The sequence below is a fragment of the Mycobacterium sp. D16Q13 genome (genome assembly GCF_002013375.1).
Classification (GTDB): domain Bacteria; phylum Actinomycetota; class Actinomycetes; order Mycobacteriales; family Mycobacteriaceae; genus Mycobacterium.
In genome coordinates, this window is record NZ_MAEW01000031.1 from 1 (window position 1) to 24,317 (window position 24,317).

31 protein-coding genes, 1 tRNA gene and 1 pseudogene are annotated in these 24,317 nt (G+C 62.5%); 9 read left to right on the forward strand and 24 right to left on the reverse strand.

The window, feature by feature from the left end; genetic code table 11:
* Positions 1–75: 75 nt before the first annotated feature.
* A complete protein-coding gene (locus B4400_RS23945) occupies positions 76–657 on the forward strand; it encodes a hypothetical protein (RefSeq protein WP_286151422.1) in 582 nt (193 codons plus the stop codon).
* A gap of 713 nt (positions 658–1,370) precedes the next feature.
* On the opposite strand, the gene B4400_RS23955 is transcribed toward B4400_RS23945, so the two are convergent.
* On the reverse strand, positions 1,371–1,589 hold the full coding sequence (locus tag B4400_RS23955) for a cold-shock protein (RefSeq protein WP_078313140.1): 219 nt from the start codon (positions 1,587–1,589) through the stop codon (positions 1,371–1,373).
* 102 nt (positions 1,590–1,691) lie between these two features.
* Here B4400_RS23955 and B4400_RS23960 point away from each other — a divergent pair, with 102 nt between their 5' ends.
* On the forward strand, positions 1,692–2,279 hold the full coding sequence (locus B4400_RS23960; RefSeq protein ID WP_078313141.1) for a hypothetical protein: 588 nt from the start codon (positions 1,692–1,694) through the stop codon (positions 2,277–2,279).
* Between the two features lie 17 nt (positions 2,280–2,296).
* Here the strand turns inward: B4400_RS23960 and B4400_RS25185 are convergent, their stop codons facing one another.
* Positions 2,297–2,635 (reverse strand): DUF8602 domain-containing protein, encoded by a 339-nt coding sequence (locus tag B4400_RS25185; RefSeq protein ID WP_078313142.1) that lies wholly within the window; start codon positions 2,633–2,635, stop codon positions 2,297–2,299.
* On the reverse strand, positions 2,635–3,009 hold the full coding sequence (locus tag B4400_RS25100; RefSeq protein ID WP_353615269.1) for a PASTA domain-containing protein: 375 nt from the start codon (positions 3,007–3,009) through the stop codon (positions 2,635–2,637). The genes B4400_RS25185 and B4400_RS25100 overlap by 1 nt, the downstream gene beginning before the upstream one ends.
* Positions 3,010–3,097: 88 nt before the next feature.
* On the opposite strand from B4400_RS25100, the pseudogene B4400_RS23975 reads away from it, so the two are divergent.
* From B4400_RS23975 to B4400_RS23995, 5 genes and pseudogenes are all read left to right on the forward strand, one after another.
* Positions 3,098–4,106: pseudogene (locus B4400_RS23975) on the forward strand (hypothetical protein).
* Positions 4,107–4,480: 374 nt separating this feature from the next.
* Positions 4,481–5,005, forward strand: a complete 525-nt coding sequence (locus B4400_RS23980) for a hypothetical protein (RefSeq protein WP_078313143.1) — start codon at positions 4,481–4,483, stop codon at positions 5,003–5,005.
* 119 nt (positions 5,006–5,124) lie between these two features.
* Positions 5,125–5,382 (forward strand): hypothetical protein, encoded by a 258-nt coding sequence (locus B4400_RS24535; protein ID WP_139361554.1) that lies wholly within the window; start codon positions 5,125–5,127, stop codon positions 5,380–5,382.
* A gap of 582 nt (positions 5,383–5,964) precedes the next feature.
* Positions 5,965–6,609, forward strand: a complete 645-nt coding sequence (locus B4400_RS23990) for a hypothetical protein (RefSeq protein WP_078313145.1) — start codon at positions 5,965–5,967, stop codon at positions 6,607–6,609.
* Positions 6,610–6,806: 197 nt separating this feature from the next.
* Positions 6,807–7,265, forward strand: a complete 459-nt coding sequence (locus tag B4400_RS23995; protein WP_078313146.1) for a hypothetical protein — start codon at positions 6,807–6,809, stop codon at positions 7,263–7,265.
* A 617-nt stretch (positions 7,266–7,882) separates the two neighbouring features.
* Here the strand turns inward: B4400_RS23995 and B4400_RS24000 are convergent.
* The 15 genes from B4400_RS24000 to B4400_RS24070 all read right to left on the reverse strand — a co-directional run bounded on the left by B4400_RS24000 (position 7,883) and on the right by B4400_RS24070 (position 19,223).
* Entirely contained in the window at positions 7,883–8,128 is a 246-nt protein-coding gene (locus B4400_RS24000) for a hypothetical protein (protein WP_078313147.1), read from the reverse strand.
* Positions 8,125–8,400, reverse strand: coding sequence for a hypothetical protein (locus B4400_RS24005; RefSeq protein ID WP_078313148.1), 276 nt, complete (start codon positions 8,398–8,400; stop codon positions 8,125–8,127). The genes B4400_RS24000 and B4400_RS24005 overlap by 4 nt, the downstream gene beginning before the upstream one ends.
* A 2-nt stretch (positions 8,401–8,402) precedes the next feature.
* Positions 8,403–9,788, reverse strand: a complete 1,386-nt coding sequence (locus B4400_RS24010) for a hypothetical protein (RefSeq protein ID WP_078313149.1) — start codon at positions 9,786–9,788, stop codon at positions 8,403–8,405.
* 7 nt (positions 9,789–9,795) lie between these two features.
* Entirely contained in the window at positions 9,796–10,134 is a 339-nt protein-coding gene (locus tag B4400_RS24015) for a hypothetical protein (protein ID WP_078313150.1), read from the reverse strand.
* 91 nt (positions 10,135–10,225) lie between these two features.
* Positions 10,226–10,438, reverse strand: coding sequence for a hypothetical protein (locus tag B4400_RS24020; RefSeq protein WP_139361555.1), 213 nt, complete (start codon positions 10,436–10,438; stop codon positions 10,226–10,228).
* Positions 10,439–10,451: 13 nt separating this feature from the next.
* A complete protein-coding gene (locus B4400_RS24025) occupies positions 10,452–11,942 on the reverse strand; it encodes a terminase large subunit domain-containing protein (protein WP_502688431.1) in 1,491 nt (496 codons plus the stop codon).
* A gap of 5 nt (positions 11,943–11,947) precedes the next feature.
* Positions 11,948–12,256 carry a hypothetical protein gene (locus B4400_RS24030; protein WP_078313153.1) on the reverse strand — a complete coding sequence of 103 codons (309 nt, stop codon included), beginning with the start codon at positions 12,254–12,256 and terminating at the stop codon, positions 11,948–11,950.
* A 104-nt stretch (positions 12,257–12,360) separates the two neighbouring features.
* Positions 12,361–12,963 (reverse strand): hypothetical protein, encoded by a 603-nt coding sequence (locus tag B4400_RS24035; protein ID WP_139361556.1) that lies wholly within the window; start codon positions 12,961–12,963, stop codon positions 12,361–12,363.
* Between the two features lie 241 nt (positions 12,964–13,204).
* The gene (locus B4400_RS24040) at positions 13,205–14,002 is read right to left on the reverse strand and encodes a hypothetical protein (RefSeq protein WP_078313155.1); all 798 of its coding nucleotides are present in this window, start codon (positions 14,000–14,002) and stop codon (positions 13,205–13,207) included.
* Positions 13,999–14,490 (reverse strand): hypothetical protein, encoded by a 492-nt coding sequence (locus B4400_RS24045; RefSeq protein WP_139361557.1) that lies wholly within the window; start codon positions 14,488–14,490, stop codon positions 13,999–14,001. Before B4400_RS24045 ends, B4400_RS24040 begins: the two co-directional genes overlap by 4 nt.
* Positions 14,491–14,696: 206 nt before the next feature.
* A complete protein-coding gene (locus tag B4400_RS24050; RefSeq protein ID WP_078313157.1) occupies positions 14,697–15,014 on the reverse strand; it encodes a hypothetical protein in 318 nt (105 codons plus the stop codon).
* Positions 15,015–15,578: 564 nt separating this feature from the next.
* Positions 15,579–16,040, reverse strand: a complete 462-nt coding sequence (locus tag B4400_RS24055; protein ID WP_078313158.1) for a hypothetical protein — start codon at positions 16,038–16,040, stop codon at positions 15,579–15,581.
* Positions 16,037–16,528: a hypothetical protein gene (locus tag B4400_RS24060; RefSeq protein WP_139361558.1), complete on the reverse strand. Its 492-nt coding sequence runs from the start codon at positions 16,526–16,528 to the stop codon at positions 16,037–16,039. Before B4400_RS24060 ends, B4400_RS24055 begins: the two co-directional genes overlap by 4 nt.
* Before the next feature lie 443 nt (positions 16,529–16,971).
* Positions 16,972–18,747 (reverse strand): AAA family ATPase, encoded by a 1,776-nt coding sequence (locus B4400_RS24065; RefSeq protein ID WP_078313160.1) that lies wholly within the window; start codon positions 18,745–18,747, stop codon positions 16,972–16,974.
* A gap of 200 nt (positions 18,748–18,947) precedes the next feature.
* Complete coding sequence (locus B4400_RS24070; protein WP_353615270.1) at positions 18,948–19,223, reverse strand: helix-turn-helix domain-containing protein; 276 nt, start codon at positions 19,221–19,223, stop codon at positions 18,948–18,950.
* Between the two features lie 17 nt (positions 19,224–19,240).
* Between B4400_RS24070 and B4400_RS24075 the strand changes: the two genes are divergently transcribed.
* Positions 19,241–19,906, forward strand: coding sequence for a hypothetical protein (locus B4400_RS24075; protein ID WP_139361559.1), 666 nt, complete (start codon positions 19,241–19,243; stop codon positions 19,904–19,906).
* Positions 19,903–21,309 (forward strand): site-specific integrase, encoded by a 1,407-nt coding sequence (locus tag B4400_RS24080; RefSeq protein ID WP_078313162.1) that lies wholly within the window; start codon positions 19,903–19,905, stop codon positions 21,307–21,309. Before B4400_RS24075 ends, B4400_RS24080 begins: the two co-directional genes overlap by 4 nt.
* Before the next feature lie 38 nt (positions 21,310–21,347).
* Here the strand turns inward: B4400_RS24080 and B4400_RS24085 are convergent, their stop codons facing one another.
* The 6 genes from B4400_RS24085 to B4400_RS24110 all read right to left on the reverse strand — a co-directional run bounded on the left by B4400_RS24085 (position 21,348) and on the right by B4400_RS24110 (position 24,188).
* Positions 21,348–21,608 carry a hypothetical protein gene (locus B4400_RS24085; RefSeq protein WP_078313163.1) on the reverse strand — a complete coding sequence of 87 codons (261 nt, stop codon included), beginning with the start codon at positions 21,606–21,608 and terminating at the stop codon, positions 21,348–21,350.
* Entirely contained in the window at positions 21,605–22,333 is a 729-nt protein-coding gene (locus tag B4400_RS25105; RefSeq protein ID WP_078313164.1) for a RelA/SpoT domain-containing protein, read from the reverse strand. Before B4400_RS25105 ends, B4400_RS24085 begins: the two co-directional genes overlap by 4 nt.
* A 213-nt stretch (positions 22,334–22,546) precedes the next feature.
* A tRNA-Val gene (locus B4400_RS24095) sits at positions 22,547–22,621 on the reverse strand.
* A 31-nt stretch (positions 22,622–22,652) separates the two neighbouring features.
* Positions 22,653–23,114: a peroxiredoxin gene (locus B4400_RS24100; RefSeq protein ID WP_078313165.1), complete on the reverse strand. Its 462-nt coding sequence runs from the start codon at positions 23,112–23,114 to the stop codon at positions 22,653–22,655.
* Positions 23,114–23,539 (reverse strand): DUF3052 domain-containing protein, encoded by a 426-nt coding sequence (locus B4400_RS24105; RefSeq protein WP_078291347.1) that lies wholly within the window; start codon positions 23,537–23,539, stop codon positions 23,114–23,116. Before B4400_RS24105 ends, B4400_RS24100 begins: the two co-directional genes overlap by 1 nt.
* A gap of 91 nt (positions 23,540–23,630) precedes the next feature.
* Positions 23,631–24,188: an Rv2240c family protein gene (locus B4400_RS24110; protein WP_078313166.1), complete on the reverse strand. Its 558-nt coding sequence runs from the start codon at positions 24,186–24,188 to the stop codon at positions 23,631–23,633.
* Positions 24,189–24,317 lie beyond the last annotated feature (129 nt).

Sequence of the window (24,317 nt, forward strand, 5' to 3'; positions counted from 1 at the left end):
GGCTAACGCAAGATCAACAGTTCGCGTCACTAGCTCCACGCACCCGATACTTTGCTGTATGCCTATACTCACGTCGTGGGGCTCCGGTTAGAGATTGCTCCATGGTGGGTGCACGTGGTGTTGTACTCGCTGCTGACACTTGGAGTGCTGGCAGTGGCGTTCTGGGATGGCGAGCAGTCCACCACCAAAGTCGCTGCGAGCGGCTCCGTTTCGGCCGTGCTGGGACTGTGGTTCGCGCTGGCTGGCCGCAAGCGGGCGACTTTCGTTCGCGAGACTCTTAGCGCGGTGGAACCAGAGCGTCAAGCCGAAGCGTTCAATGCACCTCTATTTGGCCCGATCCCCACCGATCCGGCCGTGCTGCGCGCCGCGGCCGCGCTGGCCCAACCCAATCTTGGCAGCACGCCGACCAAATGGATGGCTGTCTATGCCGCGTTGCTGATCCTGGCCAATCTCGACGGACAGCTCAGAGTTCGTGATCTAGTGATGGTCGCCTTCTTCGCTGCGATGGGGGTGTACACCTGGATCAGCCCGATCCGCTTGGACGCTCGCGCTCAACTACTCATCCAAGCCGTCGAGCGGCAGAAGTTCGTCGACGGCCACAACGACGGCTCACCCATAACCCAGCCGCTGCGGCCGACGGGCCCGCGAAGTGGGTAAGCACGATTGGGACCGCCGTCGTCATGGGCAACCGCAGCGAAAGGCGCGAGCCGGTAGCTGGAAGGCATTCGTGGCGGTACCAATATGCATGACGTTTGTCTTCGTCGGCGTCTTCATGTTTCTGCACCCGGCGACCTGCAATGGCGAACTGATGACCCAATGGGATCGATGCCAGCACTATGGGAGGTCCCACCAGCGGCTACTCCCGGGATCTGAGAGCAATGTTCCTACCGATGGTTACGACCGTGATTCCCAGATCGTCTACACCCGGGGCATAGCCATCGCAGCTACGGCTCTAGGAGCGGGAGCCTGGGTATTGGCTGGAGCATGGCTCAAAGACAAGGCATCAGACTGGCGGGCTAGACGTGGCGGTCTCTGAAGCCGCATGTAGGCGTTACACCTCGTCGCACAGTTCCGGTGGCAGGAGGGGCGACCGGGTACCCGGGCGGGAGGGGCAGTGCCCCAGGTGTGTCGATCACCGTCTGCCAAGCGACCGCATGCGGGGGTTGCTACGTTTGCGGCTGCTTCTACTGTCTGGCGGTCTACTCACCAAGCGCGATCACGGAGTGGACTGACTATGACGACTCGGCCCTATGCCCGAAGTGCGGAATCGATAGCGTGCTCGCCGAGGATTCGGGGTATCCAATCACCACCGCCTTCCTTACGAGGATGTACGCGCGCTGGTTCGCAACCGTCCATCGGTTCGACGGCCGTCAGAGCTGACGCACGCGTGTTGCGGCGTACTGGAAGCTGTCCTGTCGTCTCTGCTCGTAGTCGAACTCGACGCGCTCCCCTTCGCTGAGCATCCGAAAGCCCTCGCCCTCGATCACTATGTAGTGCGCGAACGCATCCAATCCGTCAGGCAGCTCAGGCGATGTGATCGCACCCCAGCCCTTCTCGGGCTTGAAGAACATCACGATGCCCTGCGCCATGCGGTCAGCATGGCTGTCGGCATCGCTCTCATCAAGCCTCAGGCGAACACATTCAGGTTTCAGACTAGGAAACAGACCGCATCAGCTAACTAGAATGTCGCTATGCGGAGAATTGGCCGGTGGGCTGGCGGCGTGATGGCTTTGTGTCTAGGCATTGCATTCAGCCCTGTTGCTCACAGCGACCCAGGCCTCGACGGTTTGAGTCAGGTGGATGACAAGACGTTTCACACCTACTCGACCTACGGTGCGGGTGGCTGGCTGTTCATCGCCCCTGGCGGGTTTCATTGCCGAATCATGACGTACATGCGCTGGTCAGGACCACCAGAAGCAAAATGCTGGGGCTCACTGCCAGGTGTCGATTCAGGCGAGAACTACGCGTTCGCGATTGCGCACAGATCGAGCGGTGACAACTCCGAGCCGTTGTCAGGCGTGCAGAAACTGGCCGAAATCAGCGGATTCGAGACCCGCCACGTCTACAGCTACGAACCCCGTCAAGGCTCTGACCTTGTGGACCCGAGCGCCTACCACGTGTTGCCGTCAGGGTCGAAGCTGGTGGCAGAAGGCCCTGGCTCCAATGTCACCTGTGGCGTGCGAGCCCTAGACACCATCTGTGTAATCGAAAGCACCAGAGACGGTGAGAGCTGGCGCGAGGGATTTGTCCTGTCCCCCAACGGCAGCCACACCATCTAAGCCTGCTGGGCAAGTCATCATCGGTCCTCAGTTCTGGCCTTGTGGTCGTTACACGGCTGACACGCAGCGCGCAGGTTCTTCGGATCGAACGCGAGATCTGGCCGGCGCGATACGGGCTGCTCCTTGTCCACCACAGTGGCTCGCCCGGTAGAGATGCCCTCGTACTGGATACGGCAGCGATAGCGGTCTCGGTCCAGGATCTTCGGGACTAGCTCTCGCCATCGACGCTGACGCGTGACGTCACTAGAGGCCGTGCGTGGTCCGCTCCATGCCTGCGTGTGATCAGGGCAGTAACGGGTGAAGCGAATCAGGTTGGGACATCCAGACACTGGGCACGGACGCGGCGCTCTAGGCATCAGCGCTTCTCGACGCCACTATGTTCAGGCGCGGCATTGGTCCCGAAAGTGAGGGTAACGAGGGAGCCTGGCCTGACATGGGCTCCTGCGGGAGGATCTTGAGAAATGACTCGCCCGACCTTGTCGAGATCGCCGACCGCGACCTCCTTGGGCAGAAAATTGACCAAGCCAAGATCGAAACAAACGGGCACGACATCTGTCCACTGCATCCCCGTCAAACCAGGCATGACCACCAGAGGCGGTGTAGCCGCAGTGGCCTTGGGCTGCACGTTAGAGGACTTTGCTGGGGTACTCGATGAACTCTCCGGTGGAGCGGGCACGGAGCAACCAGCCAGCAGCACCCCGGCAACACATGTTGCAGGCAGGATCTTCATCGCGCACCTCACTGAATGTTGGTACGGGCGCGAGCAGGGGAAACTCCCGGTATCCACTACCCGATCGCCCGTCTTTGCTGCACCGGGATTGCAGCCAACGACCGCCTCGGGGCCGATGTGGCTGCTGATGCAGTCAGACAGCGACACCCCAGGATGGCGGTTCTTCGTCGTTAAAGTGACTGCGTTCAGCGTGGGGTTGGCGACCACGTTTGTACTGATCCAGCGGCCGGTTCGACGTTCGTTCGCTGCAGCGCTTGCGGGACTCAACCGGGGCCCAGCGGCGACAATCCGCCACGGCTATCTGGCGCGGCGACACTCCGCGTGATCCCGCGGTGCTGTCTGCGGCCGTTCAACTGGGCACCATTGCCCTCCGCGCCCAGCGCCGAGCACCGGCCTGGGCCAAGTGGTTTCAGCGGATGTCACCGATCTTGTTCAGTGCCTTCGCAATCGGCGATTTCATCGAGGGAAAGCAACAGCACGCACTGGCCTATGCCGTATTCGCGTTGCTGCTCGCAGCTTCAGTGCTGTGGAGCGAATACGCCAGACACCGCATGCAGAACCGTCTCGATCTCTTGCACTCCGCTGCAAGCGCTGCCGGAGCCGCTCCGCCCCTCTCTGAAGTCGACTACCCGGCGCTGATGCCACCGCGCCGGCAGGTGCTGATCGCGATAGCAGTAGCACTGGCGACCGCCAGCTTTGCCGGTGCGATTACCTACTTCGCCGACCTACCGAATCGAACCCTCAAGCGAGACTGCAGTAATGCTGTCCACGGTCTCTACTACTTCACTCAGCATAAAGAGATGGTCGAGGGGCCAACGATCCTGCCCAACGGACCCAGCCTCTCCGCCTACCAAGACTGGTCCGACGAGATCAACCGATACGCGACTCCGATATCGGCAGGTGATATCGGAGCGCCCATGCGCCATGTGGCCGACCTATCCAAGCAGGCACTCACTGTCGTACGCGATACCCGAAATGACCCCGGCGCCAATGAAGTACAAACAGCGGAACGGCAAGTCAGCTACAACAAAATCATCAACCAAATGTACGACGAAACACGGCCCGTCCTCGATACCTGCAAGAACGTCTTCCACTGACCACATCGACATCTATCAGATAGCCCTGAACATGTGGCGCTGCAGCCACAACTGGAGGGTGAGCTTGGAGTCTCCGTCGGCGGTCTGGACGCCGACGGAGACCAGCGCGAGCCATTCCCCGGTATGCGAGACAGACCCAAGCCGCCTCGCGGCCTGGTTGCAGGACTAGATCGTCAGAACCGCGGGCTCACCGATCGTCGCGCCGCTCTCAGCGTCCTCGCGCGGATCAATGGTGCGTTCACGGAACCCGAGACCGAGCTCCCGGCAAGGGCTCGCACTGGCAGCCCTGGAAACGCCACGCCGACAGCACACACTTTTGTCCTGAAATCTGTGTGCGGTTACATCTGCGGACTGTTCCATGCATACTTTTGCTCATGATTCGCTGGATGGGATCCGTCGCGACCGTATTCACACTTGCAGCCGGGGGTATTACCGCATCTGCTGTTGTAGCGCCGGGCGTAGCGTGTGCTTGCTCATGCGTCGCTGTCCGCAAGGACGCGTCCTCGGTCAAGGAATGGCTCGGGCACGCGCAAGCAATCTTCGTCGGGACACCTACCGACACTCTCGGGGTTGGCAACCCCGACACCGGTCGCACCATCTACGAGTTCTCAGTCCGCGAGGTTTACAAGGGTGATGTCGGTGCAGTGACAACAGTCAAGGTCGAGAACTTCGGGCCATCCTGCGGGCGTGGGTACGACATTGGTACGGAGTACTTCGTGGTGGCAGGTAAGCCCGACGAGATACCCAACGACAGCAGACCCAACGCACCCGCCGCCTACGGGGACAACAGGTGCTCGTTGACTCAAGCAGCTGCGGGGTCCGATCTGCCCGGCCCTTCGCAAGCCATCTACGGGAGACCTCATGCGCCTACCGGGCCGTCTGTCACGCTGCCCACATAGGGCGTCGCCCGGGATAGCGCTTCCATCACCCGGATGATCGGCAGCACGCTTGCCCAGAACACAGTTGAACGTCAGCTCGCGTCATATCGCCCGCGGTGCGTAAGTCTCTCATCGGATTCATGGCTGTCAATGTTCTTATCCAGCTGAGCATCTCAGCTTTCGGAGCAACGGTCAGCTTCTCCACAGTCTGCAATGTTGCCGTCTTCACGGGCATCGCAGTTTTTTGGTGGCTCTATCCCCCACTACTTGAGGCCCGCGCGCAACTACTCGCAGGGCTCGTGCACGCACCGAACATCGGCATCGCTGTGCCGGCGGCGCAGCGTTCGGATGCCGCCCCATACGCATGCCGCTATCAGAGCCAGCCCGACGGCACTTAGTCCCCACCACAGGTATGACGGCGCAGTGGGCTGCTGCTCGAACCTGCGCATGGCTTCGTCCCAGCCCTGCAATACGATTCCGATGCCGGTCAAGTAGATACCCGCGGTAACCCCCACGAGCAACAAGACCGCTGTGACAACCTTCTTAATCAGCTACCTCTTCTGTCGGCGGCTATTTCGGCGTACTGAGCGGCCTTATCGACGGCGGTTACAGGCACGACGCCGAAGGCTACTTCCTGGCTGGAATCTGGCTGGCTGCCTGACTCGCTCGCGTTCGGATTAGCGCCACGCTCAAGCCGAAGTTTGATCATCGAACCGTCTGGGCAACTCCTGCGTCTTCTGATAGATATCCACAGCGGGTGGTCGCACCAGCCGCACCGGCCTACTTCTGTGGCAAACGAGATGACAACACAGCTCCTCAAAGTAGCGATCGTGTGGCAGCCACCGCCGGATTTCACCCCGCCATGGAAACATGGCAAATTTTCTTCAATGTGCCAGAAATATCCGCTGACGTCTACTGAGAACGGCTGTCAGTTATCATCGAGTGGTTTCGGCAGGAAATAGACTAGGGGGAGGCGGCTTATGCGGAATCTTGGGCAAACCACTGTCAGCATGGTTGCGGCGGGGGTACTGGTGACCGTTGGGCACTTACCATCGGCCAGTGCCGCGACGGCAACAGCGAGCCTGGTCCTGAATGGGCTGCCAGGCTACAGCGTCGACGTGTACGAAACGGGTAGCAAGTTGGGCGGCGGGCTGGGCAAGTACGAGTTGAATCCCGCATGCCGCGCCGCCATCGCCGATTCCGTGTCGAAGATGCCCACGGATGCTGTCGCCTACCGGGGCGACATCAGTCGCATCGCTGCGGACGGATCGCGGCGTACGACCGCGTATTCGGTGCTGGTTAGCCTCGATGATCCACAGGTGGGCCGCGCCGCCATCGCAAGTTTGGGCCCGATCCTGGCGAGCTGTCCGGACACGGGCCTTCGGCCGGGTGAGTATGGCGCCCGCCCCAGCCCTATGAGGCTGCGTGGAGTCGAAGCACAGGTCGCCCAGATCTTCACCATAAAGAAGGATGGACAGCTGCCCACTCCCGGAGTTGTGTACGTCACCGGCGGCATTCTCGGCTACCTGGAATTGGAGCCCACGGGAGACGAGCCCGCTGACCTTGCGCTGTGGCAGGACCTTGCCCAGAAGCAGGTTGATCGCATCAATGCCCGCAACGCCTAGTCCTCGACGTCCCAGGGCCGGTTGGTGGCAATCCGTCCGGTCAGCGTCCCGCTCAATTCCGCATGCTTCGAGAAACGTTGCTTCGCAGCCCTTTACCGCAATTCCACCCCAGGAACCAGTTGGTCATCAATACCGGTGGTAGGTGGCTGGCGCAGGCGACCCTCTTGGCGGCTTGCCCCGATGTTAATGTTTGCTAGATGATCAAATTCCGCCGGGCAGTGTTCGATTTGATGATCCCGTTCAATGTAATGGCGGCGCTGTGGGTGTGGGTGGGCCGTGGCGTGTTCGGCGCAACGCTGGGCTGGATCGCGCTACTCATGCTGGTGTTCATCGTCCCAGTTCTCGTCGTAGCGTTGATTGCCTCGACAGCCCTTGCGTTCTCGCAGCCCCGAAGACCGGTGCGACTTTCCTCCGCCCAGGCAATCGCCCAAGCGACGTTTTGGCTGATCATGCTGATACTCGGTGTTGTGATCGTCGATGTGGATGATCAAAGCCGCGAGGAATCCGTTCTGATCAATATCCTCGGATGGAGTCCCGAGTTGCTCGATACCAGCCTGGAATTAGAGAAGGTGCTCGCGTTCAGTGCGGTGGCCTGCTGGCTGGTACTTGTTGGATTGCTGGGATGGGGCCGTACTAGCAATCAACCCTCATCCTGACGCGATGGGACTGCCGTAAGTCTTGCCCCGCACGACGCCACACCAACCAACCGATGGTCTCTATCGGAGGTAGTCAGACGTCGCCACCACCTCAGACGGACTGGCGTGTCCGCTGAAAAGCGCTTGGCGCACACGGTCGCAGGCAGGCAATGAAACACCTGCCACCAGAACCAGACAGCAGATCAAATAGTTTGCTCCAGAAGCAAGAACAGCAAAACCAGCACACAGGAAGGTCGCGCTCCGGACCGTGAGGACCGAATCTCACCTGTACAACAGTCCCTGGTACCAGAGTGACTACACGGACTCCATAGAGACCGCGGACAGAAAGAAATGGGTCAACGATGGGTCAACCACAGGCAGCCACCAAGGAAAAAACCCTTCTACCAGCACTTTTCGGTGGGCGCGGAGGGTTTCGAACCCCCGACCGCTGGTGTGTAAAGGAACCGGAAACAGTGCACGATTGTTCGAGCCTGTCGCATACGTGCAGCTAGGTGCACCGCCGGTGTCAACTGCGTAGTCCCCTGCACACCGCCGTATGTGCTCGTCTTGGCAACTTGACGGCAACTTGGCGAACAGACATTCGACTCCAGTCGCCGACCTACCGTAAAGCAGCGGCACTAAGGACCGTAGGTCGTAGTCCCCGGTGGTGCGGTTCCCTGCGTCATCGCCAGGACCAGGAAGAAGGCGAACGCCGCGATCGCGGCCGCGTACAGGCCCCACGCAAATGGCCTGGTCTTCGGTGAGATAGCGACTACACCGGCGATGAGTAATACAACAACCGGTGTCAGAAAGTAGAAGTAGACCGAGAACGACAGCAGTGCTGCCCCTGCGAACATCCCCGCGATGGTCATGTACTTAGTCATGAAATACCCATCCATAGAGCGCCAAGGAGGAAGGCCAGGGTGCCGGGGAATGGCGACAATCCGACGCCCCACGCCCAGTCGCGAGCGTCGGGTTTGAACCGGAGTACTGCGTACCCGATGGCAGGGAAGATCACGCAGAATGCGGCCATCACGACGTAAAAGCTCGTCCCACTGACGTATAGCGGCGAACTTGGGGGGAGTCCGGCGAGCACCCCGAACATGACTGCGGACAGTATCGCCGCGATGAACGAAACGCGTATCTGGCTGTCCATGGCTATTGCACCGGGGCTGTTGGTATGTCGGTCAAGGGACCTAGCTTAGTGCCTGGTGACGGCGGAGGAACCACCATTCCGTGTCCGGGCGCGACAGTCCCAGCCTGGAATGGCGCAAGAAGCGACTGATCGCCGATGTAGGCGGTCGATGGGAGCTGTCTGGCTGGCCCTAGCTCGTTGTAGCCAAGGCTTGGCATGTACTGGGCCAGTGAGGTCTGTCCGTGGTAGATCTCGGTTGCGGGGAATCCGGAGATTGTTCCTCCCACGTTGAATTCCGCTCCTCCAGGCTGGATCACCACGTTCCCTCGCACTTCGTGCAGCGAGACCTCGGCAACAGGCAGCCCGCCAGGCATGAATCCGTCAGCCGAGTTGTATCTGAGATTGATTGTGCCGTCCTTCAATTCGTTGACGTACACGTTGGGAACCCCCGGCGCGACCTTCCCGCTATCGGTGACCGATGGGTTTTGGCGGTGGATCACTACACCGTTTTCGTAGTCGACCAGCAAGCTCACCCGTGAATGCTCTGGAGAGGCGTTCTTGTCGAATCCGCGGTTGTCTCCGTAGTCCTTCCCGAAGTTCCAGACTTTCTCGCCCGGGATGAAGGCGTTGATCTGCACCTGTCCCTTGCCGGGGTGTGGCTCAATTTTCGCAACCCGGATGTCTGAGTCGACTCCCTTGTACTTCGGGTCGTAGTTGTGGGGGTTGAGCATCGCGGCGGTCTGCCAGTCAGCGGGAGTCGCTGGGGCGCGACCGAATACGTGTCGGAATGCGGCCTCTTGGCTCTCTTTGGGCGTCAACGTTCTGTTGAGCCAACCGAGTTCGTGGGTCAGACCGCCTACGAGTGCACCGCCTCCAGCCAGCGGGTTGAAGTTGGCGGGCAGGGCAGCGACCGCGCGGTCGATGAGTTCACCGGCATGTTGGTCGGCGGCCCACCATGCGTTGGCCGCGTCCTTGATCTGCTCAGAGAATCGGGAACAGGCATCGCGGCACTGTTGGGCGCGTTCCTCACTGGTACCCGCCGGTGGCTCGTAGGTGACCGACAGGTCGTCGTGGACGGTGAATCCGCCGAGCTTCTCGCAGTTTTCGATGAGCTGGCGCACGTTTTTCAGGGCGGGCATCACCGATTCAGCCAGCGTGTTGATCGCCGCATTGGCCGTCTTGGTGATGTCGTCGGCCATGTTGATAATGGCCCGCCGGTCCTCGCCGCCCCGATGCTGTGTGCCCTCGGCGATCTGGCCGTCCCAGCTCTGCCCGCCCGGCTTGGTCAGATACCCCACGTAGTCGTCGGCGGCGGTTTCCATCTGGGCGGCGGTCCAGATCCAGTGCCGCGCCATCTCGATCGTGGCCTCTGGCTTGGCGGCCTCGATTTGCTTGCGGGTCGGCGTCATCGCCGGGCTAGGCCTTAGAGGGCGGTGGCCGCAACAGGGTGGGCGTCGAGGTCGCTACGGATTGCAGGCCCTGCTCATCGAGCACCTGCAGCACCCGCACCCCTTTGGCGGCGGTGTCGGAGACCTCGGTCATGCGATTACCGATCACACCCAAGATCTTGGGCAGCGCCTCGGTGGTCATGCGCTGCGCGGCTAGGAACGACGGCGACTGTCCATCGGCGCTGACGTTGGCACGTGCCAGCACACCGGCACTGTCATGGTCAGTTACCAGCTGCTGGACGACCGTCTTGACTTGCGGTGATAGGCGCGAAAAGGCATCGAAGTCGATCTTGATCTGATCAGTCACGCCCCGCCCCCGATTCGGCAAACACCCCAGTGGTGCACAGCACACTACAGGCTTAGTGGCTGGTACGGGCAACGACCACCAGCTGAGTTAGTCAATCAAGCGGATCGGACAGCCCCGGTGGGTAGTCGCTCGGGCCATCGGTTACCCGCTGCCGGAGCATCCAGGCGAGGTTGGCTTGTGCCGCAGCTGCCAAGGCCTCGGCGCACTCGTCGGGGTCCTCACCGCGCTCTTGTGCCCGTCGGCGGGCACCGGACTCGGCGACCAGCGCCTCTACCAGCGGGCGGCGACGACGGGTGATCTTCATGCGGGCCATCGCGTTACCCGATCTTCCGGCTGACGTAGGACGCCAGCGACGTTGGGTTGCCGAGGGGCACACCAAAGACCATGCCGCCGCCTGCGGCGTGGATCAGGACATCATGCGCGATGACGAGGGCGGCCACTCGGTCGGGCTGGTGTTGTCCGGCTTGCCATCCCACGGCCTGTTGTTCCCACTCGGGGTGGTGTCCGGCTAGGCGGCATGTTCCGACCTCCAGGGCTTGCAGCAGTGACGCCGCGCGAGCCATCGCGTCGCCCTTGCCCCGGCCAGATCCCTTGGGCGGCCAAGCCGTCACCGAGATGCGCCGGTCGGGCTTGGCGCGGGTCAGGGCCTCCTTGACCACACGCACATAAGTTGTCCCCGCTGCGAAGGCCTCCACGCTGATCTCCGATGCACCCACGTCGATGGCCAGACGCACCGCGCGGGTGGCCCATTCATCGGAGGTCATCCGGCCGGACACGTCGGCAATCAGTGCCGTGGTGCCGTCGCCGGACAACGAGGCCGCGACGATGCCCGTCTCATCCCCCTGACCCGAGTCGGCGGGATCGACGCCGACGACGGTCTTGATCACGCCCGCAGGGGCCACCGGCAGACGCCAGGTGTCCAACCAAGCGCTTTTGACCAGCCCGCCTTCGGGGGTGCTCGGCACACCGAGATACATCGCAGCCCAGACACGTTCACCGACACCGCGCCGGATCTCTGCGAACTGCTCGGCGGTGCGACCAATAGCCGAAACCATCGCCACCCCGGTGCGTTCCCGGTTCAGGGCATCCTTGATACCGGCGGTGCTGATGGCCGGAATGTTGATATGACGCCACCGGCTGCCTGGTTCGGCCAGCAGCTCGCCCGCTAAGTCGAGTTCATGCCACCTGGTGAGGACCACCACGCAGCTGCCACCGGGCATAAGCCGGGTGAGTAACGACCCACGAAATTCGTTGATCAAGCGACGCCGGTACGCCGGTGAATCGGCTTCCTGTGCACCCTTGATCGGATCGTCTATTACGAGCACGTCGGAGCCGAAGCCTGTGCTTGCCGACAGGATTCCACCAGCAAGCATGCCGCCGCGATGACCCTCGACGCGCCAACGTCCGACGGCTTTCTTGTCGGCGGCCAGTGAGATCCCGACCAGCTCGGTGTTCTCGGAGATCAGCCGTCGCGCCGCTGCCGAGTGTTCCTCGGCCAGATCATCGGCGTAGCTCTTGATCATGACCTCGGAGTCGGGGTTGTGCATCAGCGCCCATACCGGCAGTACTTGGCTGGTCAGAACTGATTTCCCGGTGCGCGGTGGACACGTCAGGATCACCCGCGCATCCTGCTGCTCCACCGCCGCCGCCAGCTCGTCGCTGATCAGCTGAATCGTCGGTGTAATCCGATAACCCGGTATCAACCGGGTCGCCAGTTCGGCCGGCGATCGCGGGCGTCGGCGGGATCGCACAGCCGCAAGGGATCTCGCGGCGGTCAGCGTGCTGATCGGGGGCACTGCGGTGGTCATCGCGGTCATGCCATCGAGAAGTCGCGGCACCGAGGGAGGGGCCAACCCCGCTGGGCGGCCCGGTCGCGCTGGGCTGCAGCGATTTCGAGATCCCAACCGGATGCGCGTCGAACGTAGTTGCGGCCTCGAACCCTGACGACGGTGACTTTGAATGACTCGTGCAGACGGTCCAGCGCCGCTGATTGTGCCCAGAAAGTTCCGGGGATCTGCGGACGGATGTCGCGCCAGGCCATGAGGGTGCCGTCGGCGGGCAGCACCGCCAGGATGGCCTGCTCGATATCGGTCTGGGTCGGAATCGGGGTCTGAACGGTCATGGTGTGCTCCTCGGGTGTCGGGTGTGTCGTTGGGATCGAACGGTTTTGGATGGCACCGTGTGGCCCCGAGGCAGGCCACATGACGGTGGTGGTGGTGGTGGGGGTTAGAAGCGGGTCAGGCGCTCAACACCGCTGATCGAGAAGCTGCCGGGGGCCGATCCAGAACGGATGCTCGCAAGGCCGAAAGCGGAGGTGTCCCTGTCCAGGCCAAGTGCCGCCAAAACGTCCAGGTGGTCGATCTCGACCTTCTGAAACATCCGAGCCGCCAAGCTCAAAACGCTTGGCCAGCACCTCTCCAACAGCCTGTCTTCCGCCGCGTGATCGACCGCCGCCCAACCACCCGAGGCCGCGTAGGCATGCAGCATCTGGTCGTGATCGCACGAGCCGCCGTCGGCCAGGACCGCACCGACCTGACCGGGGCTCGGACGGCCACCGGCCAACCATCGAGCCTGTGCCCACGGACCGGCGTGTGCAACTGGCGGGATGCTGTCTCGGTCGAAGGCGCGGCGAAACCGAGTCGTGCCATGGGTGGGCGTGACTCGGCCGGAGTAGACCGCCGCCCGGTCAATCTCACCACCCAAAAGCAACCCCCGGATCGCATGTGCGCTTTCGTGAGTGGCCAGGTCGAAAACCTCCAGCTCCTGGGGCTTCATCTTGGCTGAGAAGTCAGCTCGGGTGACCAGTCGCGGTGTCGCGGTTGTCGTCATATCGGATTCCATTCTGTGAGTGAGGGTCTCTCGATGGTGACGCCGAGATCGATGACCGGTCCGCAACCAGCCGCCACCGATCCCGGCGTCACCGTTATCAAGGAGACGCCGGATTGGTTCGGTTGCTCGCTGCGATGTACGGCGAGCGTGGCGGGGTCGGGGGCTGGGTCACCGCCGCCCCCTCGATGCCTTGAGGCGTCGGGTTCCCATCTCTTGCGGTTGCCATGTCGTCTCCTGTTCTCTACGAGGTGATCTCGATGGATGCCACTGCCGACTCATAGCCGACGACCAACGACCGTTCAGCGATAGCGACATACCGGTTGGTCTCGGTCTTGATCGCATCGAGCAGTCTGGGTGCGTCGCGCCAGCCGTACGTCTGGCTGGTGGCCACCAGCGTATTGCCGAGTCCCTCGACATATCCGCCGCCGAACACATACTGATGACCGAGAGGGCTGGTCAGCTTGGCACCGTTCCAGCGAATCAGCTGTGACTGTGCCGCCACCGCTGCCCACTGCGCACCGAGGTGGATCAGGCCCAGGACACCATCCTTGGCGAGTTCAGCCTCCAGCTGCCCGATGGCCCACCCGAAACTGGCGGTATTGGTCAGGTTCGGTGAATCGGCCAGCAGCCGCGCCGACAGCTCGCGCTCGGTGGCGACCTGCTCGCGCATTTTCAGATTCTGGAGTGCGCGCGCCTTGACCTCTGCCCGGCTCGGGGCGGTCAGGTCGCACTCGTCGTACGACCACACGGTGATCGGGTCGAACGTCGCCGGGTTGACCGGGCGCGCACCATCTTTGAAGTCATCGCCGGTCAGGTCATCGGGACTGACGCACCACCCGGCATCCCAGACGCCGAACGCATCGTCGCCTCCGAAGTTGTGTACACGGATGTCCACGCCGCTAATCAGGAACCGCGACGGGCCGTCGTCTTCCTGCCACTTGGTTGCAGCCCACAGCCCTTGCGGGGAAGGGTTTTCCGGCGGTGCCTCGAACTGCACCGGCAGCGCGCCGGTATGGACGGTCAGTTCACCGAGTGTCACGTCCCCACCCCAAGCCTGGCCAACGCGCGCTCGGCGCGTTCGGCGTCCTGGCGCGCACGCTGCGCTGCGTTGTGCTCGGCCATCGACGGAAGGGCCTGGCGTTGGGCAATCCGGGGAATGTGGCGTTCGAGGGCCAGCACCGCCAAATCGAGCGCGCGCAGGGCACACTCAAGACGTTCGCTGGCCGACGGGCCGCCTTTGAGGCCCTTGTGATCAGGTGGCAGTGCACGACCGAGCACTGCAGCCAAATCCCCCCCATATGTCGAGGTCCAGGCGGTGAGGGCATGTACCCACGACCCGGAAACGATCTGCTCATCGGTGATCTCGGGAAGGCGCGGCCGAACCGTCAGATCGGCAACCAGCCGACGAGTGACGCCCGGATCGGTGGCCCTGGACTCGGACAAGAGACGCACCACCCGGTCCATGACTTCATGCGTCGCATCGAGCACGTCTTCCACGCCGCGACGGGCCGCACGTGGATCTCGCAACCTGGAGACCTCCTGTGCCGCACGGGCACAGACCGCTTCGATCTCAGCGGGCAGACTGAATGTGCCAGTTAGATGGATCGGCAACCGCTTCCGGCGACGGATCGTTAGCTCGCCCTGATCGGGAGAGGCTTCCGGAGCCGGGGCACCCGATGGTGCCAGCGGACTCGCAGGCGGTGGGAGGCCGCGCATGTATCGACGCTTCATGATCACCGCGCCCCCTGTCGCAGGGCATTGTGTGGGCGATCCACGCCCGGTGGGGTCAGTGAATCGACCTCGGCATCGATGGCCTTATGTGCTCCCTGTCGCAGGGTGGCAACCAAGCGATCCACACCCGGCGCGCTCAGGGAATTGACCTCGCGCTCAAGGACCTTTCGAGCGCGGTGAAAGGCAAGTCCCTGATGACATGCGATCACCTGGGAGTCGGTGTCCGGCGCTCCACGCAGTTTGAGATTTCCGAGCAGGGCACGCCAGGAAGCGTCCGATCGGGAAGCCGGATCAACGGCAACGGCAGTTGTTGTGCTCATGCCCGAAGAGTACGGCGCGTGAGTGCAGAAGCACAGAAGCGGCGACGCCGAATCGGTTGTTGGACAAGGTAATAACGCGGCATTGTCCGACAGGGATTTGCCAACGACGAGGGACATTGAAAGCACAGCGGCATTGTGATCACCGCCTAGTGGCGACAGCGGACACTCTCGAAAATCATCGGCCGCTTCGGCGTGTCGCGGGCGCGCTATACCAACCTCTCGAACGACCACTAGATCGTCTATCAAGTGGTCGCAGGGTCAGACATGGCTAACGAAATATCTTCTGATCAGCGATAATAACGGATACCACTCCCCCACGACTGGCGAAGAATGGTGTCCATGTTGCCAAGAAGATGCCAACGAGCAGTGGTTAGGCGAGTCTGAGACCGTTGTCTGTGGGGACGCCATAGCCCCTACCAGCGACATGACCACCGAACTTTGGCCCTCGGTCGAATGGTGCTGGCACGCACTTCGTGCAGCCGGTACCGGACGGCGTGGGGTCAGGTGCCGGTTCGGGCTCGGGTTCGGGGGCGGGCATCCGATCACGCAGCCTTGCAAGCATCTTCACCGCTGCGACTCCCGCCACTCGGTGATGACAGCCATCGCCGCCGCCTCGGCTCGGACGATGACCTCACGCGGTACGTCTTTGAGATCATCCGGCAGGGCATCGCTTTCGGGGCTCAGCTCGCCGGAGCCGGACGAATTGGCTTCCGGCGGGGTATCGGCACCGCCGATCGGCACAGCGGGACTCAGGGGCTCCGTGTCGGGATTCTCACGACGGTGTGCAACTGCTGCCCACTCGCTGAGTTCGGAGGCATCGAGGCCACCCGCAGCCAGGACACCGCGCGTGACATCGGTCTGAATCTGCCAGAGCGGATCGTCTTCACCGACGACGGCGACGAACAACGCGCGAAGTTCGGTGACTAGCTGCTGTTCAAGAGTCGCCGGGTCGAGACGCCTCTCGGCGGCGTCATCGGCAACGCTCATCGCCGCTGTCACAACGTCGCTGGCGGTGGTGGTAGTCATCCGATCACTTCTCCCTCGATCACGCCGCCACTTATTGCAGCAGGCTGGTGTTGTTCACGTTCAGCTAGCACAGCTAGCAGTCGGTCACGGGCCTCGGCGATGATGGCCGTCGGGGTCGCGGTGACGGTGACGTTGAGGGCCTCTGGTTCGTACAGCCCGCTGAGCTTGGCGAGTTCGACCTCGTTGCGGACGATCTCGCGGTTGAGGGAGATCATCGTGTCATCGTCACAATCCTTGAACGCCACCGCGAATCGCTGAGTCATTGCGCGGGTGCGGGTCTCGATGGCGAACTTGTGGCTCTCGACGGTCGTTTCTGTCGCTTCGCGCCGCAGCCGGGTCACATGCCGGTTGACGGCGGTCTGCGCCGCACCAATCGAGCGATAGCCCAAGCGGTCTGCGATCTCGCGCCAGGAGTATCGGGAAGCGCGCAGCTGGAACGCTTCCGCAGCGCGTTCACGGCTGGCGTAGGTGGGCATGCGAGGGGCCATACCGCATTCGTACCGCATTCGGGCGCATCTACAACACTGTCACGCGGCGGCATTGTCCGTTCTGCGACTTGGTATTTCGGGGAGCACAGCCACATCTTCACCGCCTCCACAGCTCTCGAACGGTCGGCGGGTGAGCTGTGGTGCCGTCATGTCCTCACCGCTCTCCACCGCCATCTGGCCGGGTGTGCAGAGGACACCACCGCACCGCCTCGCCGATGTCCACTCGGGGGTGTGCGCGTCGTCCTGCACCGACTAGGAGAATACGTAATTATCTATCTTATTTGAGCAGGTCAGAAGCGGTGCGCCCAGTCAGTGCAAGCCTTGCGCCGACTGGGTTAGTGGGGGCAAGGCTTGCACTGACTAGGAAAGGCCACCTGACGTGCAGTGATGGCAGTACTGGAGCCACTCAGTGCAAAACGGCGCGCATACCCCCACGAGGCCACTCAATCAGCTTCTTGATCGTCTTCATCTACGGGTAGCCACCACAGTGTGTGCGCTGGCGTCTCTTTGGTGCGGCGATGCTTGCCGCCCATTTCGCGGAAGGCGCGCTTGATGGTGTCCTCCGAGACGCCAAGCTGTTCGGCCACAGCCGCTTTGACCTCATCGGAGGGCTTCTCGCCGCCAGCGGTGCCCAGGTAGGCACGTAGGGCGTCCTTGGCACGTTCACCGGCACCCCCGGAACGGGCACCCTGCTCCTTGGCTGCGAGCACCGAGTCAAGGCCCGACAGGCTCGCACCCTCCATGACCCACTTGCCGACCTTCTCTGTGCGACCGTCGATGGTGATGTCCACGCCTACGACACGGGCCTGGAATGCGCTGCGCGCCAACTCGCCGTCGTTGGACTTCATCAGCTGCACGACGCGGGCACCTGTGGTGGCGTCGTGGGCTACGCCGATGACCGCTCGCGAGACATTTTTGAATGCGCCAGATCCGGTGAGGCGTGTCAGAAAATCGCCTTTGAGTGACTTGTTCAGGTGGTGCAATCCAATGGCTGCTGCACCGCACTCCTCGGTCAGCTTGAGCAGTGGTGTCAGCACCGGCCGCACTTCATCTTCGCGATCGGTATTGACGCCGCCACCCAGGAAATCCTTGATCGGATCGAATATCACTGCGCCCGCTTCGATGCCGGTAAGCAAGTCGGTGAGCGTGTCCAGATCATCGCGGATCGAGACCGGCAGGATCAGGCCGTCCGGGGTCGTCTTGGATGGCAGGTACACCCGGTCAAGGTCGGCGCCAGCGGCTTCTAGGCGGCGGCGAATCTTAGTCTCGGAGTCCTCGCTGGCCAGGATCACCACATCTCGCGGCTGGCCCGCGTAGTGGCCGGGCAGCAAGCCGTGTGTGATCTGCGCCGACAGCCACCAGCACAGAGTGGATTTCGCGGCCTGCTCGCGTCCGGCGATAGTCGTCAGGCCATGCAACGGGATCATCGCTGCGCGTACACCGCAGGCGTACGGGTCCAGCTGTTCAGTTGTCCAGAGCCAGTCCGCATGCCGCCGGGCCACCTTTGACGCCTTGGTCAGGGTGATGCTCGCTCCGGGCATGGCCGGTCTACGAGATTCGTGGCGGTCGGCCTCGGTCCAGCTCTCCACGATCTTCACCGAGGCGGCGCACAGGCCCTCGTTGGCGGTCTCCAACCCCCGAACCTCATGGTCGGCAGCACCAAGGGACAGTAGCTCTTTGACACTGAGCGCCAGAGCGGTGCGCCGACCGCCGTCGGCGCGGGCCACGGTGTTTCGGTCGCGAAGGCGTTTGACAGCTAGTACGGCGTACTCTGCGCCCGATTCGGCGACACTAACCAATGTCGCCAGCGCCACCTGCCGGTTGGGGTCGTAACCGGTGACGATTCCACGCAACTCATCCAAGGACAGGGCCTTGACATACCGGTCATATGGCTTGTGCAGGGTCTTCTGACTCCAGCAATTCACCGCGTCCTCAGTCGGTCGCTGCGCCCCGCTGATCAACCCGAGGGCGGCCAAGTCATCGACAACGACATGGGAGGTCAGTCGACCGAGGGCACGGCGAACCTGTTGCGGCAGTGTGGGGCACAGCTCCTCAGCGGCGAACCGACCGGGGACGGCAATTGCCGGGTCGCTCGTTTCGTCGTCCAGGCCATCTGGCACGTTCGTGGTGTCGGCACCGCTAACGGCGACAAACAGGTCCGTGCCGTTATTGTCGTCGCTCTCAATGTCCTCAGTCTTGGTATTCTGGGCCACAGTCATCGTTGGCTCCTTTCGTCGGGTTTCGGAAGCTGCTGGCCCGCTGTGGTTGTGGGTTGGGAGATGACAGTCGTTGGTAGCCCGCCGGGGTGGTGCTCGGCGGGCACAACAATCAGGGCGGCTGATCTAGCCGCGATTCGCTTGGCATAGTTGCTATTTCACTGACTCGTGGTGCACGGCTCTCGTCGGTGCTCATGCCGCGACTAGACAATGCCGCAGTCCTGCGGGTCGAGCATGCGCAGCAATGAGGCAGTGGGAACGCGAATGCGACGGGTGCCCAGCTTGATTGTGGGGAGCAATCCGTCGCGCGCCATGTGATACGCGTACGCGTGGCTTACTCCGATGTATTCGGCTGCGCGCCTAACACTTACGGTCGTTCCTTCTGCACGCAGATCGTCCAGAGTTAGAGGCCGTGCGGCTGGAGCTTCGTTAGTGGTGGTCATGTAACTAGCATCGGGGGTTGCCTGAGGAATGTACATAGGTTACATTCATCATTATGCGAAAGGTTAAGCGCGGAAACTTGAGTCGCGGCGACGTGGAGTCGACCGATTCCGGCGAACCCGGACACAAACCTGGCCGCGTTCCCGAACCCCATGAACGCGTGCGAATTAGGCTGCACGAGCATCCGCAGACCTACGTCGTAAAGGCCGAAACCGGCCCCGACGGACCACAGCTCACCGAGCTGACCATCACCGCCGACGACGGCGCGGTGGACTACGCGATCGTGCAACCCGTGGTGCGACGCCTAGCGGCGACGGCAGTGCAATGGCATCACCGCATCGGCGGTCTGATCGCCGCACCTGGTGACACTGCCCAGACCCTCACGCGCCCAGAGATGGGGACCGACGATCAGCTGAACATGGTTGCGCGCCTTGTCTATGAGGCGCGCGAGCTGGGCCTGCCGGTGCGCAAGACCGTCAAGGAACAGATGCATCTGAGCTTCGGCACCCTCGACCGGCTGATCCGGCGTGCGAAAGACGAGGGCCTGCTCGATGACGAGTCGTTGCCCAAAGCGCCTCCACCGCGCCAGCGTGACGCGAGCCCCAGCACACCGGAACAACGGAAACAGAAGCGGCAGGAGAACGCAACGGCTGCTATCGCCAAGGCGCGCGAACGCCTCCGCCAACCGGAACCCACCACCGTCAAGGAGGACGACCAATGAGCACCGAGCAGGGCAAGCCCAAGCGCACTCGACGGGCAGAACCGATCAGCCAGCACACCGCCAAGAACGGGACAGTGAGTTACTGGTTCCAGGTCGATGTGGGGACTAAGCCTGATGGTGGCCGTGACCGCCGTAAGTTCACATTCCGCACCAAAGCCGAAGCCCGGCGCGAGTTTCGGCGCATCACCAGCGAGGTCTCCTCAGGCACCTACAACAAGCCCACAGCCATCACGGTTGACGAGGCGTGCGACGAGTGGCTGGCCGGTCGGCGCGGCATCCGGCGCGTCACCATCTATAGCTATGAGAACGATCTGAAACCCGCGCGACGCTACCTCGGCGGCAAGAAGCTCCAACAATTGACCAAAGCTGACGGCGACAGCCTTGTGCAGTGGATGCTGACCGAAGCCCGCACCTCCCCCCGTCACTACCGTGCCGACTCCCTCGCGGGCCGGGTAGCCGCTCTGGTATCCGAACACCCGGAGGGAATCACCTCCGCCGATCTTGTCGCCGCGCTGCCCGGCGACGTGCACTCGGCGCTTTCGGCTCTGCTGAGCGCAGGACGGGTCACCCGCCTAAGGCGCGGTGTGTACACCCCTGCTGCTGAGGACAGCGCTGTCACCGCCGAGAAGCGCGGCCTGAGCGCGCAGACCGTCCGCTCCACATTGACGGCATTCGGTGCCGTCGTCCAAAGCTATGTCGATCAGGGTGTATTGCCGCGCAACGTGATTGCGTTGGTCGAACGGCCAAAGGATGCCGACCCCGACGACAGCCAACGCACAGAGGACGCCGACAGTGGCGAGCAGACGGTGAAGTCGTGGACTCTGGCCGAAGTCGGCCAGTTCCGCGAAGCTGTATCGGATCACCGGCTGTACGCCTGCTGGCTTCTTTCGTGCTACGGGCTGCGGCGCTCCGAGGTATTGGGTCTGCGTTGGTCGGTGATTGACCTCGACACCGGGACGCTCTTGGTACGGCGCAGCCGGGTAGCCGTAGGCAGTGAAGCCGAAGAGGGCGCACCCAAGTCAAAGCGCAGCCGTCGCGATCTGCCGCTTCCTGCGGACGTAACCGAGGCCTTGCGCAGCCTCAAGACAGCCCAGAAGCGCGAGGCTATTGCGCTCGGCGTGCCGTGGTCCGATGACCGTCTAGTGGCCGTGCGTGAGGACGGCGAACCGCTGCGCCCCGAGTCCTACACCGATGAGTTCCAACGGTTGCGCATGCGGGCCGGGTTGCGGCGGATCAAGCTGCACGGCCTGCGCAACACCTCGGTCTCACTCATGCTCGATCAGGGACATCCCCCGCACATCGTCGCAGCGTGGCATGGTCACGATCCTGCGGTGGCGCTATCGATCTACGCGGACGTAAAGGCCGACGAATTGCGCGCGGTCGGTGCATCGCTGTTCGGCTGACCCACCGCTGCTCAAGCGCACGCCTACGTGCGCGGGCGCTAAATCCCGGCGAAGTATTTGGATACGGCGACGGTTCCGTCGAAGTAGTTCGCGTGGGTGACCTTCACAGTATCCAGAGAATCGGACCCGATAAGAACGATCTCGATGGAGTCGGCACCGCTCTCGCTTAGGTGCTCACGCTCCAGGCGGGCGTACTCCGCCATCGCAGCCTTGGTATCGGTGCCGAACTCATGCATATCCATGAGCTCTGCACGATCGTGGTCAAAGACCAGCAAAAAATGCTTGAGTTGTGCACTCATCGACGGCTTCCTCGCAAATATGGTTGGGCTGCTTCTCTCAGTATAGTTACCCGGTGCAAGAGGTTGTCATCCACCGTTCCGCCGTGCTCCTCGATCGCCATCGCCTCGGACACCGTCTGAAACCATTCTCGGACCGGTGCGGGGCCACCGCCTGACTTAATCGCCAGACCATACCGCGAAGTCACAGTCTCCACAGTGAATGCCCACTCATGTTGCACCTGAGTTCGGAGCTGCACCTCGATCCGCCTGCCGTGGTACTTCACGATGACGTGCACTCCTCGGTACCCGTCATCCTTTGGTTCGGCGATGTAGTCCTGCACCTTAATGCCCCCGGCAGTGGGTCGCGCCCGATACCGGTCTAGCACTTCGTACACCTGGGCTAGCTCGCCGAGCACTACCCTGCAGCCACCGATGTCGTGCATTCGTCCGAGTTCCATTTTCGGTTGACGATGCAGCTTGTCTAGGATCGTGGGAATACGCTTTAGCCGCTGCGATACGCGGCTCCCGTCTGCACAGCCCGCCGTTTGTACCCGCGATCTCAGACCCATGGTGGCGGTGGCCAGTGGCGTAGCATGCGCTGCCCGCCAAGCAACCAGCACGTCCACTGCCTGGACTGCTCGGTTGAGTTCGTCCTCCGTCAGGGCGGCACCCCTACCTATCAAGGCCCGCAGTGCATCGCCAGACTTGTTGACCGCGTTGACGCTTGGCACTTCGGTCGGCTGCATTCGCCCAACCCTTCCAAAGACTGATTGGTTGAGCGTATCTATCGCCGGGGACAAATTGACCTCACCGCGCCGAATGTTTGAAGCGCCTACATCTACAGGGCATACCCCGCGCGGATCACACGCGATTGGCAACTTGTTGGCAACTTGTCCCTCTATCGGGCACCGGTCCCGACCCGCGACGACCGCCCAATATAGGGCTGAACTGCGAAAATATGGTGGGCGCGGAGGGTTTCGAACCCCCGACCGCTGGTGTGTAAAACCAGAGCTCTACCACTGAGCTACACGCCCGGTCCACGCCGTCACCGACGTGGGAATCAGCTCACGAATGTAGCGCGGCGAGCGCTTCTACCCAACCCGCCTGGTCACGGGCTTGCCCGGGATCCAGCATCTCGGCGAATCGGATGATTCCGTCGGCATCCACCACGAAAGTTCCGCGGTTCGGATAGCCGGCCTTCTCGTTGAGCACCCCGTACGCCTCGGCAACGGCGCCGTGCGGCCAGAAGTCGGACAGGATCGGGAAGGTGAAGCCGCTGTAGCTCGACCAGATCTTGTGGATCGGCCCGGCACTCACCGATAGCCCGATGATCTGCACGTCGTCGTTCTCGAAGTCTCCGATGTGGTCGCGCACATGGTCCAGCTCGCCCTGGCAGACCCCGGTGAACGCCAGCGGGAAGAACACCAGCAGCGCGGCCTTCTTGCCGCGAAAATCGCTCAGGCTGACAGGCTGGTTGTTCTGGTTACGCAGGGTGAAATCCGGAGCGACGGAGCCCACAGGCAGCATTAGCGCCGCCCGCCGCGTGACGTCTTGGGCTGCACCAAACGCGTCGCGCTCCAGTCCCCCAAGTTGACCGACGAGGTCTGCACCAGACCCGCGGTCGGCGCCGATTCAGCGATTTCCGAGGGCTGCACATGGCCCGGCTTGCCTGTCTTGGGTGTCAACACCCAGATCACGCCGTCCTCAGCAAGTGGAGTGATGGCGTCCATCAACGCGTCGACCAAGTCGCCGTCGTCATCGCGCCACCACAATAGGACCACATCGACGACGTCGTCGGAGCTCTCGTCGAGTAGCTCCGAACCGCACGCGTCCTCGACATCGGCCCGGATATTGTCGTCCGTGTCCTCATCCCAGCCCAGCTCCTGCACAAGCTGATCTCGCTGGACGCCCAGCTTGTGGGCGTAGTTCGAGGCGTCAGCCGCCGCGACCACCGTTCGGCCCCTCCTTGTTCACAGATGCGTGCTTTCGCACTTGGGATGAATGCTCACATCGTCGCATGCCACCGGCAATCCTCGTCAGGCACTATCGACCTTTTGTCTGGAGAAGCGGCTCGCAGATCTTCCCGGCGCGCTCCCGCGCATCGTTGAAAGTACGGACCACCGAGTTGAGAGTGCCGCCACTCAGCCGATTATCGAACGCCCCGGCCAGTTTTCGCGACTGCTCGGCGTACTGCGTGAACGCATCGCGCAGCTCGTCGGTCTGAGCGCTCGCCTTGGCGGAGTCGATTTGCCCGGCGCTGGTGTTGAGGGCATTGATGACCGGCCCCACCTTGGACTCCGCGCTCGCGCCGTAGCCGCCCTCGTCGTTCATGACGGAGATCAGGTCATTACCCGCGGAAACGGCGGCGTTCGACGTCATGGCGAAGGTCTCACACGCATCGGCTATCGCCTGCGCCCGGGAGGTCTCCTGGCGCTTGGACTCCTCGGACCGCGACGTCTCGATGGATTGCGAGACGTAGGTGCGGTACTCCGACACCGACTCGCTGGGCGCCGACGCCTGCCCTCCGGTGGTCACGGTGCAGCCCGCCACGGCCGCCGCACAGATGGCCGCCAGCGCGATGAACAGCGCCGCAATACGCATCTCATGACGGTACCCGCTAGGGCAGCTCCTGACCTTGTGACTGGACCAGACTCGCTAGTAGCAAGTGACTTGCGGCACGATGGAGGTACCGATCTGATTGTGACTGAGATCTGCACCCCCACCCCTAAG

Coding starts and splice junctions, on each gene's coding strand:
- B4400_RS23995 (WP_078313146.1), top strand. CDS start 6,807: ATGATCAAATTCCGCCGGGCAGTGTTCGATTTGATGATCCCGTTCAAT.
- B4400_RS25185 (WP_078313142.1), bottom strand. CDS start 2,635: ATGCCTAGAGCGCCGCGTCCGTGCCCAGTGTCTGGATGTCCCAACCTG.
- B4400_RS23990 (WP_078313145.1), top strand. CDS start 5,965: ATGCGGAATCTTGGGCAAACCACTGTCAGCATGGTTGCGGCGGGGGTA.
- B4400_RS24110 (WP_078313166.1), bottom strand. CDS start 24,188: ATGCGTATTGCGGCGCTGTTCATCGCGCTGGCGGCCATCTGTGCGGCG.
- B4400_RS24075 (WP_139361559.1), top strand. CDS start 19,241: ATGCGAAAGGTTAAGCGCGGAAACTTGAGTCGCGGCGACGTGGAGTCG.
- B4400_RS24000 (WP_078313147.1), bottom strand. CDS start 8,128: ATGACTAAGTACATGACCATCGCGGGGATGTTCGCAGGGGCAGCACTG.
- B4400_RS24025 (WP_502688431.1), bottom strand. CDS start 11,942: ATGACCACCGCAGTGCCCCCGATCAGCACGCTGACCGCCGCGAGATCC.
- B4400_RS24070 (WP_353615270.1), bottom strand. CDS start 19,223: ATGTACATTCCTCAGGCAACCCCCGATGCTAGTTACATGACCACCACT.
- B4400_RS24005 (WP_078313148.1), bottom strand. CDS start 8,400: ATGGACAGCCAGATACGCGTTTCGTTCATCGCGGCGATACTGTCCGCA.
- B4400_RS23955 (WP_078313140.1), bottom strand. CDS start 1,589: ATGGCGCAGGGCATCGTGATGTTCTTCAAGCCCGAGAAGGGCTGGGGT.
- B4400_RS24065 (WP_078313160.1), bottom strand. CDS start 18,747: ATGACTGTGGCCCAGAATACCAAGACTGAGGACATTGAGAGCGACGAC.
- B4400_RS24085 (WP_078313163.1), bottom strand. CDS start 21,608: ATGAGTGCACAACTCAAGCATTTTTTGCTGGTCTTTGACCACGATCGT.
- B4400_RS23980 (WP_078313143.1), top strand. CDS start 4,481: ATGATTCGCTGGATGGGATCCGTCGCGACCGTATTCACACTTGCAGCC.
- B4400_RS24050 (WP_078313157.1), bottom strand. CDS start 15,014: ATGAGCACAACAACTGCCGTTGCCGTTGATCCGGCTTCCCGATCGGAC.
- B4400_RS24080 (WP_078313162.1), top strand. CDS start 19,903: ATGAGCACCGAGCAGGGCAAGCCCAAGCGCACTCGACGGGCAGAACCG.
- B4400_RS25105 (WP_078313164.1), bottom strand. CDS start 22,333: ATGCAGCCGACCGAAGTGCCAAGCGTCAACGCGGTCAACAAGTCTGGC.
- B4400_RS23960 (WP_078313141.1), top strand. CDS start 1,692: ATGCGGAGAATTGGCCGGTGGGCTGGCGGCGTGATGGCTTTGTGTCTA.
- B4400_RS24020 (WP_139361555.1), bottom strand. CDS start 10,438: ATGAAGATCACCCGTCGTCGCCGCCCGCTGGTAGAGGCGCTGGTCGCC.
- B4400_RS24055 (WP_078313158.1), bottom strand. CDS start 16,040: ATGACTACCACCACCGCCAGCGACGTTGTGACAGCGGCGATGAGCGTT.
- B4400_RS24100 (WP_078313165.1), bottom strand. CDS start 23,114: ATGCTGCCTGTGGGCTCCGTCGCTCCGGATTTCACCCTGCGTAACCAG.
- B4400_RS24060 (WP_139361558.1), bottom strand. CDS start 16,528: ATGGCCCCTCGCATGCCCACCTACGCCAGCCGTGAACGCGCTGCGGAA.
- B4400_RS25100 (WP_353615269.1), bottom strand. CDS start 3,009: ATGAAGATCCTGCCTGCAACATGTGTTGCCGGGGTGCTGCTGGCTGGT.
- B4400_RS24535 (WP_139361554.1), top strand. CDS start 5,125: ATGGCTGTCAATGTTCTTATCCAGCTGAGCATCTCAGCTTTCGGAGCA.
- B4400_RS24035 (WP_139361556.1), bottom strand. CDS start 12,963: ATGACGACAACCGCGACACCGCGACTGGTCACCCGAGCTGACTTCTCA.
- B4400_RS24030 (WP_078313153.1), bottom strand. CDS start 12,256: ATGACCGTTCAGACCCCGATTCCGACCCAGACCGATATCGAGCAGGCC.
- B4400_RS24010 (WP_078313149.1), bottom strand. CDS start 9,788: ATGACGCCGACCCGCAAGCAAATCGAGGCCGCCAAGCCAGAGGCCACG.